This window comes from Calothrix rhizosoleniae SC01, assembly GCF_900185595.1.
GTDB lineage: Bacteria > Cyanobacteriota > Cyanobacteriia > Cyanobacteriales > Nostocaceae > Calothrix_A > Calothrix_A rhizosoleniae.
Window position 1 is genome coordinate 1 of the sequence record NZ_FYBH01000205.1, and the last position, 8,937, is coordinate 8,937.

An 8,937-nucleotide genomic window follows, 5' to 3' on the forward strand; every position below is an offset into this window, starting at 1 on the left:
ACAAATTCTTCTTCTATATTTGAACTAGATACCATTATTCTTACTTACGTATATCCAAGTACCTAAAACAACATATTAACAATTATTTTTTAAAGGTAGAATAAAGCACCTGTAAATTTATAACGAATTTACTAACTTTTGTTAGGTGACTTATCAACTAGTTTTCATGTATTTTTAAGTTTATTAGAACTTTAACAAATATTTGATGAAACTTTATTTAAGTTCTGAGGGTCACCATGAGTGGTTAAAACTCTCTCAAAAAATAAAATTATCATGGGCATACAGATTCATATTAATCAACCCAAAACTTTGTCATCATGTGAAATGCTAGTGTGTTTTATTGTTTTTTGGGTAACTAATTTGACTAGTAGATAGATTGAAGGTAGCTAATCGATTCAGGTAATGATGAACTGATTGTGAGTAATAAGGTATGAAACGGGACTCACGAAAGGAAGCGGAAATTAGGCTTGCAAAATCATGACCAAATAACCAAGGTGAATGCATACCTGATTTCAATAATCTCGAATAAATAATGTGTGAGTGAGGTGTTAATCATGATTCGGATTCGTGATGTTGTGCATAGTGCTTTAGCAACTGGGTATTTAACCTTAGAAGCAGAAAATCAACTACGACAACTGTTAACTAGGCATTATGACTTAGAAGACTTTAACGCTTTTATGAGCCTGCAGGAAGCGGCAATGACGGGTAAAGTGAGGCAGGAGTCTAGGGAACAATGCCAGGTACCGTCAAGATAATTTAACGCCGTAAGGGTTCGTCATCACCAAAGTCATCGTCATCAAAAAAATCCTCCCAGTCATCATCATCGACTTGTTGATTTTTTGGGGATGTTTTATAAGGCGGAATGATCACTCGATAGTCTGCATCATAAACAGATTCTGTTTTCCCCACTCCAGTATTTTTTGGCTCGCGGGAATTATAAGAATAAACGGAATTAGATTGACTAGTATTAGCAGATTGCCTGGGTTGTTGTGGAGATTTGTAGTCACGGGCATCTTTTCGAGACTGGTTTTGAGAAATTTCTTGTGTACTTTGATTGTCTGCTAATTCATCAAAGTCCCAATCCTCACTGCTATCTGTATCCCAATCATCTTCGATAACTTGAGTTTTGGAGTCTTGCTTTTTGGGAGTTTTGGGAACACTAGCATGATTAAATGTAGCTTCTTGTCTCTGATCCTGCTGTACCCGTGGCGCTCTGTAATTACGGCGGGAAGGAGTTGGTTGCCTTTGACTACCCAAAGAATTGGATAATTGATGTAAAGTGGCAATCAACCAAGATGTCAAAGCACCAGTGGTGATGCTAAGGATTATCCATATTGCTAAGGGCAAAGGTTGAGTCTTCATCCCCAAAAATACTAGGGATAAGGCTGGTGACCAATTTTGTACTAACAAAATTGCCAGGATTACTATTACTGCCAATAATAAAATTAAACGGCTTGCAGTCATAGAATTAGAGAAGTTGAGGGAGTTGGGGAGTAGGGATCAAGGAAACAGAGGAGCAGGAGGAAAATTCAATAACCATAACTTAATACATAAAGTGGACAATTTAAGGACTTATAACTTTTAAAGTATGCCATTTTTTCTAGTGGAGTAAGCAATTACTGGTTAACCTGAGTCATGAGGTGAAGTTTGTCCCCTTGTCCCCTATTTATGATTATCTACCTTGCCAACGTTTAATTGGTACACAGTCAATATCGAGTTGATCTAAAGTCCGAGCAACAATAAAATCAACTAAATCTTCAATAGTTTGAGGGTTGTGGTACCAAGCAGGAATTGCTGGGACTATTCGCACCCCTGCTTCTGCCAAGGTAGTTAAGTTTCGTAGGTGAATGAGACTGAAAGGAGTTTCCCGAGGTACAAGAACTAGTTTTCTACCTTCCTTAATTTGCACATCTGCGGCTCTTTCCAATAAATCCGAACTTAAACCATTAGCTAGTTTGGCTACAGTACTCATACTGCATGGCATCACTATCATCCCCGAACAACGAAAAGATCCACTAGCAATGTTGGCACCTACATCTCCCCAAGGGTGACAGTGTAACTTACCTGCGGTTTCCACACCGGCTTGCTCCCGCCAAAATTGCTCTTGTTGAGTTGGTTCTGGAGGCATACGTATATTTTGTTCGGCTTGCCAAACTATATGGGTTGCTTTGGAAGCGACTAATTCAATTTCATGATCTGCTGCTAAGAGAAACTTGAGAGCGCGCACCGCATAAATCAAACCAGATGCACCTGATACTCCTAAAATTAGGGGTTTATGATGATTTAACACTTAATTTATTCAATAGGTTGGAGGAAATTTACAAAATGAATGCAGGGGAATTTTTTCGGTTATTTGTTATTGGTTCTGGGTTATTTTTTGCAAATTAACTCCTCACTCCTAACTCCTAATTCCTCAATAATTCCCCATTATATATTCATTGTTTATTCATCTTCGATATAGGATTCTATTTGATCAGAATCCATATCGTCGGGAAAGTAAGTATCTGAATCATCATCGTCATCATCTTTATCAATGGCAATACCATCACTACCCACAGTCACCAAATCAATTTGTTGGCGGTAGTAGTCTACACTTTTAACTTGCACAGCCACACAATCACCTAATCGATAGGAAGCACGATTTTTGCGTCCAAATAATGCTTGTTGTCTGGCACGGTATTCATACCAATCATCTTTGAGGGAGCTGACATGGACTAATCCTTCTACCCTTAAAGGGATGGTAGTGCCAGTTTCCAATTCCTGGGGAGGGACTTCAATTTCCACGAAGAAGCCATAGGATTGAACCCCAGTAATTACACCGTTGAACACTTCACCTATGCGTTGTTTCATCAACGATGCTCTTTGCAGTCCAGCTAAATCAGCTTCTGCTTCTTGAACTTCTTTTTCTCGGTCATTGATTTGGGTAATCACCCTATTTAAATCACTCTGCAACTCTTGCTGTAATTCTGGTGCTAGGACATTCCAGTTAATTTCACCGTGACAGGATGAGGCGAGCAATTTGACTCGTTCTTTAACTCTAGTATTGCGGCGATCGCGTCCGTTTTCTAAGATGGTATGTAATACCCTTTGCATTAATAAATCGGAGTAGCGCCGCAAGGGAGCCGTAAAGTGAATATAACCTTCTGGTATTGCTAGTCCAAAGTGAGAGCTTTTGTTGGTGCTGTATGTGGAAGGCTTGAGGGTATCTTGCAAAAGGTAGGTTAAGACTTGTTCCGATGCAGATTCTGCAAATACTTTGGTTAAGTGTTGATAATCTAAGGGTTGAATATCAATATCTGGATCTAATGTCAGATCCACCCCTAAATTAATTGCCAATTTCAGCATTTCTTGCACATCTTCGGGATCGGGAACTCCTTGCACCCTCCAAATTGCAGGAACTCCTAAGGCATTGAATTGGCTGCCAATCAGTTGATTTACTAGTAGCACTAGCTCTGTAATTAATGAGCGTACAGGTGAATCATGCTCGATCACACAGCCAAAAATTCCTTCATCATAGTAGGGGTTTTGGTTCGGTGGGAGGTTGAGTTGTAAACTGCCGCGATTGAGGCGTTGCTTGGTTAAAGATTTACCAAAAACTTGGACTTGTTGGAGTATTTCCAGCAATTCAGAGGAACTTTTGGTGGCTTTTGTGGTTTTGCCCTGAAAAGCAGCCTCTACATCTGCTTCACTAATCGATTTATCTATCTTAATCACAGTGGGTTGAATTTCCCAACCCATGATTTCATGGGAACTGGAATCAATGTTAATCAACAAGGAAATGGCTAAGCGATCGCTTTTTGGCACTAAAGAACAACGTTCTGCCACCCCATCAGGTAACATGGGCAGTACCAATTCTCCCAAGTAGACCGAACGTCCACGTTTGATAGCTTCCCTATCTAGGATTTCATCTGGTTGTACGTAGTGGGAAACATCAGCAATATGACAAGCCAATAGCCATTGTCCATCGTCAGCTTCCTGCCAAGTCCAAGCATTTTCTACCACATTGGTATCGTTATGGGTTCTAGTAATGCTAAAAGTAAATAGGTTACGCAAATCCAAGCGATTTTTGAGGTCTGCTTTGAGCAGCTTTTTGGCTAGCTTAGAAGCTGTGGCTTCCACTGCATCGGCAAAATTCCTAGATAAATCGTGTTTGCAGGTAACTAAATCTATATCCGCAGCCGCTTCAGCATCACTACCGAGGATTTGTACTACCCTACCAATAGGGGGATACTGAGCTAAAGGATAACGGAGAACTTCCACATGGGCGAGATGGTCAATGGCATCATCCAAAACAATCCCATTTTCTTGGATTTTTAACTCAAATAATAAGCGATCGTCCAAGGGAACGGCGCGATATCCACCTTCCACTTGCTTAATCCGAGCCAACAAAGTGTGGTTGGAGCGTTCTAAAATCAGTTTGACTTCCCCTTCGGGAGAGCGGCGACGGCTACCTTCCTTTAACACTTTTACTAACACGCGATCGCCATTCCAAGCATTACTCAGATGACTCTCACGGATATAAATATCTTCTGCTCCTTCTATATCTTGAATGGCAAAACAAAAGCCTTTACTGGAGCAACGTAATTTGGCTTCAATTAACTCTTCTTCTGGTATTCGCCGAAATTTTCCCCTTTCCTTGGATAAGAGGCCGATTTGCTCCAGCACTTCTAGGGAAATTTGCAGTTTTCGTAAATTTATTTCATCTTCGCAACCAAGTTTCTTTTCTAAAAGTTTACGAGCCACCAATTTATCATCAGTGAAATTGGCAAGAAGTGTAGCGATTGAAAATTCCATGCAGTGAACCGACCTTTGATCAAAACGTCGTTTTTTTGAATATGGTTCTTTGCTATATACCCCTACAACCTTAAAGCCATAAGTCGGAAATTGTTTGCCCTGAGGTGGGACTTCCGGAATTTCAGTCTTTAGGGATGTAAGAGTAAATTGACAGCAAAGGCAACTTTACCCTGAAGGGTAATTGAGTTAGTTGCTTTACGTCTACAAAACTCTCACTACATAGTCGTTGCAAAGTAGGGATAGAGGGATTCTTGGGAGCCAGCTCATTTTCTCATGCAATCCAGAAAGTGGCTATATAACTATTTGTCTTGACTGGACTATCGCGCAACTATTCTGGGAAGTTTTTTGAAAATAACTCTCAACCAGACTCAAAAACTTTGTTGAGAAAAGTCACAAGTGTAAAAATGTCTAGCTCATCAAGTAATTTCACTCCATTCAACTTTGATATAGGACTAAGAGGAACTGCCGACCAACTTCATTACTCTAGATGTAGAATCGGTAACAATTCGGTCAACAGTGTCACAGGTAGTGAGGACGAACCTTATCTTCATTATTGTAGATTTAGAGCATACTCCCAGAACTATTTTCTGGATATGGGGTTGGGTATTTAGTATAGCATTGAGAGTGAGCGATGTAAGCCTTTGTTAAGTAGTCAAGTCATAGATCCCTGTCCACATATGCTACATCTAGTCAATTAAAATTATTAAATTGATATAATTCACTCCTTATGGCTAAAATTTTCTCAGGAAGCTGGATAAAATACAATCCAATCCTTAAATAGTTTAGTCTGCATTATGTTATTAACACATCGCCTTGACTTTTTGGTGTATGCAACTAATACCCTGCGGCGATCCCCTCCGGAGATGCTCCGGAAATGTTAGTCCTGTTTCTGTTGGGACAACAATGAGCTAACTCACAAGACTGCTCCCAGTAAATTGCAGATTCACCTATCCACCATCCTGAATCATAATATAAGCAGACAAGTACTGTCTTGATGAAATAATGCTAGGTGTAATCTAGAGATAAACCTATTCCTGCAAGAAACTTGTTAGCCATATTTGAGGCTAATCATGTAAATTTATTAATATTGGTGGTCATAATGATTTTGGCTCAATTCCAGAGCTTGTATCCCTCAGGTTGTCTGATTGCAGAATTAGTAAAAATCGATCACGGACAATATATTGTTCGGGCGACTGTACAATTAGAAGGCGTTATCCGTTCTACGGGCATGGCAGCAGCCACAACTGTGGAAGAGGCTGAAGATAGGGCAAGAGATCGGGCTTTAATGGTGTTGGGAATCCCGGCTGCATCGCCAGATGCTGGGGAATCAACAGCAAAAAATGCTGTCTCTATTCCTACTAGCAGTTCCTCCGCAGGGCAAATAGAAACTCCACAAAAATCTAATGTCGCACATATAGAAACTCATATTTCTCCAGCTCCGGCAACAGATTTATCTTTTCCAGATGATACCCAAACCCCAGAAATAGCAGCGAATCAAGCTCACAATTTGGAGTTACAAATACCAGTATCCTTAGAAACAGTGAGGGAAACATCAACTCAAGAAATTGAAAATCAACCTGTAGCAGATATGGATATCTCTGCTACTAATACTAATATTAAACCTTTCCCTCAACGTAGTTCTAGTAAATCCCCAGATAGTAGTACTCAAAAAACAACTAAGAAAAAGAAAAAAAGCGAACCTATTATCGATCAATCCGATAATATTGCCAAAATTAGCGTGGAAATGCAACGCTTGAACTGGACAATGGAACAAGGCAGAGATTACTTAATTAGAACTTATAATAAGCGATCGCGCCATTTACTCTCAGAGGAAGAACTCAAAGATTTCCTACAATATCTGGAATCTCAACCTACACCCATAGATATTTTAAGTGACATAGATCCTTTAGCAGGATTTTGATTTCATGAATTGGGAAGATGAGAAGAGTTTGCTATCAATCATCATGAGTGATTGGATTTGATGAAAAAACCTAATCACTCATGACCCATATTAGATTACCAGAAATATAACAAGAGGGTGAAAGCCAACCAGAAATAGCAACACAGTTGCGTATTTTGTTCTTTAGACAGGGGATCAAACCCGATACCGTGGGGTAAATCCCACGGTTTATATAGTAAAATTAAAAATGTGAGTAAGGCGTTCATCTACATGCAGAACTGTCCTAGTACGGAGAAATCCCTGCATATAGGAAACAACGGTTACTACATGTAACGGCAGTATGACTACATCACTGCAAGTAATGGCAGGACAGGGAGTGTACCATTCTGGCATAGTGATAGAACCTCCAGAAAGCGAAAAAAGTAAGCACAATCTGTATGGCTTGATGCCAGTACAAGTGAGTGTGTAGGGGTGCTTTGACTCACCCCACCCGGATTTATATCTGGGTGACAGCTAATCAGAAGCTACAGGACGCGGTTTTAACCCGTCCCATAGAATCTTTTTAGAATCCCCTCGCCTTCAGGCAGGAGGGGAGCAGTCACAACTAGACTACAGCCATAGGACGACTGCCAGAAGCATGGCGGTTAATTACTTGGTCAATTAAGCCATATTCCTTAGCTTCTTCTGATGACATAAAGAAATCTCTTTCTGTGTCATCGTTAATGCGCTCTATTGGTTGTCCAGTGTGTTCGGCTAAATATTGGTTCAAGCGTTTTTTGTGATATAAAATCTCTCTGGCTTGAATTTCAATATCAGTAGCTTGTCCTTGGGCACCTCCCAGAGGTTGATGAATCATGATTCGGGAATGGGGTAAACTCATGCGCTTACCTTTAGTACCCGCACTCAGGAGAAATGCTCCCATACTAGCTGCTAATCCAGTACAAATTGTACAGACATCCGGACGAATCTGCTTCATGGTATCAAATAAGCCCATACCAGCAGTCACTGAACCACCAGGAGAATTAATGTACATGTATATGTCTTTCTCCGAGTCTTCAGCGTCTAAGTATAGTAATTGGGCAACGATTAAATTGGCGACTGTACTATCAATTGGTTGTCCCAAAAAGATAATGCGTTCGCGTAGCAGTCGTGAATAGATATCAAAAGCACGTTCGCCTCGACCAGATTGTTCAATGACTATAGGAATCATACCGCCTGCTTAAAGTTATTTTACATACATTTTATCGATTCCAGAGGCTGATTGGTTTATTCGCACAATCATAATCTGGTAAAAATCTCCTTACATCCGTGTTGGTGTAACTTAAAATTTGAGGATTTCCACAAGTAAAAATTTAATGATCTGAATTTTTCATTTTCAATTGCAGTTTAAAAATTACTACTTTTAACATAATTTTTTCTATCGAATTATGTAAATTAGGCTCCCTTTTTTTCTTTTTTTACGGATTGAAAATACCAGAGTGAGTAAACTAATAAATATGCAATTAATTCATGCCAAGCTAATTCCACACTCAATGTTATCCCCCCATAATAAAGAACCTGCTATGATGGAAAAAATGATACATGCGGCGATTATAACTTTTTTGTTGCAATTTTTAACTCTAATTACACCACCAACGAGAATGCGTTTGCAGGCGACATCATCATCAAGAAGTATGCCATCTATTGCCAGTTTTTTTAATCAATATTTTGATTGAAATCTATATAATAAAACAGATATTTGCTGGATCGACGATGGAGATGTAGCAGTTATATTACAAGACAGAAGGCTGAGTATATTCTGGTGACCAAGGGAAGCGCAAATACTTTTAACAAGGTAGACTAAGCGAAGAATAGGTGAAAAAACTGCCGAAACTTTAACTTTGGTTCGCCCAGCATTTCCGCAGGAAATATTTTGACTTGTCCATAGCCCTATACCTGCATTTTGCCCCATGACTAACCGCCTTTCCAGTCGCAAAGCTTATATCTCCGCAAACACAAAACCCCATTGATTGGTGACTATGGCGCGATGAAGCACTGAACAAGGCAAAATTACCAGAAGTATAGCGAGAGGGTGAAAGCCTCTGAAAAAGAGCAACACAGTTGCGTATTTTGTTCTTTAGACAGGGGATGAAACCCGATACGGTGGGATTTACCCCACAGTCCCCACAGGGTGAGCGAAAAAAGTGTGGGGAATGATTTTTTGGATACTTAGCTAGACATCCCACCCAAAATTTAAGTAGGTT

The 8,937-nt window shown here is 39.9% G+C and carries 8 protein-coding genes; 4 read left to right on the forward strand and 4 right to left on the reverse strand.

All coding sequences use genetic code 11. The features are described from left to right. Positions 1 to 554: 554 nt before the first annotated feature. Positions 555 to 755, forward strand: coding sequence for a hypothetical protein (locus CALSC_RS12775; protein ID WP_088241726.1), 201 nt, complete (start codon positions 555 to 557; stop codon positions 753 to 755). A 1-nt stretch (position 756) separates the two neighbouring features. Here the strand turns inward: CALSC_RS12775 and CALSC_RS12780 are convergent, their stop codons facing one another. From CALSC_RS12780 to CALSC_RS12790, 3 genes are all read right to left on the reverse strand, one after another. Further along, complete coding sequence (locus CALSC_RS12780) at positions 757 to 1,464, reverse strand: LapA family protein (protein WP_088241727.1); 708 nt, start codon at positions 1,462 to 1,464, stop codon at positions 757 to 759. Between the two features lie 208 nt (positions 1,465 to 1,672). Next, positions 1,673 to 2,290, reverse strand: coding sequence for a flavin prenyltransferase UbiX (locus CALSC_RS12785; RefSeq protein ID WP_088241728.1), 618 nt, complete (start codon positions 2,288 to 2,290; stop codon positions 1,673 to 1,675). Positions 2,291 to 2,442: 152 nt separating this feature from the next. Then, the gene (locus CALSC_RS12790; protein WP_088241729.1) at positions 2,443 to 4,794 is read right to left on the reverse strand and encodes a ribonuclease R family protein; all 2,352 of its coding nucleotides are present in this window, start codon (positions 4,792 to 4,794) and stop codon (positions 2,443 to 2,445) included. A 1,099-nt stretch (positions 4,795 to 5,893) separates the two neighbouring features. On the opposite strand from CALSC_RS12790, the gene CALSC_RS12795 reads away from it, so the two are divergent. Next, positions 5,894 to 6,715: a hypothetical protein gene (locus CALSC_RS12795; RefSeq protein WP_327331388.1), complete on the forward strand. Its 822-nt coding sequence runs from the start codon at positions 5,894 to 5,896 to the stop codon at positions 6,713 to 6,715. Positions 6,716 to 7,034: 319 nt separating this feature from the next. Beyond that, on the forward strand, positions 7,035 to 7,163 hold the full coding sequence (locus CALSC_RS27850) for a hypothetical protein (protein ID WP_268807208.1): 129 nt from the start codon (positions 7,035 to 7,037) through the stop codon (positions 7,161 to 7,163). 135 nt (positions 7,164 to 7,298) lie between these two features. Here the strand turns inward: CALSC_RS27850 and clpP are convergent, their stop codons facing one another. Then, complete coding sequence (gene clpP / locus CALSC_RS12800) at positions 7,299 to 7,904, reverse strand: ATP-dependent Clp endopeptidase proteolytic subunit ClpP (RefSeq protein WP_088241730.1); 606 nt, start codon at positions 7,902 to 7,904, stop codon at positions 7,299 to 7,301. A 286-nt stretch (positions 7,905 to 8,190) separates the two neighbouring features. On the opposite strand from clpP, the gene CALSC_RS12805 reads away from it, so the two are divergent. After that, entirely contained in the window at positions 8,191 to 8,409 is a 219-nt protein-coding gene (locus CALSC_RS12805) for a hypothetical protein (RefSeq protein WP_088241731.1), read from the forward strand. Positions 8,410 to 8,937: the final 528 nt, after the last annotated feature.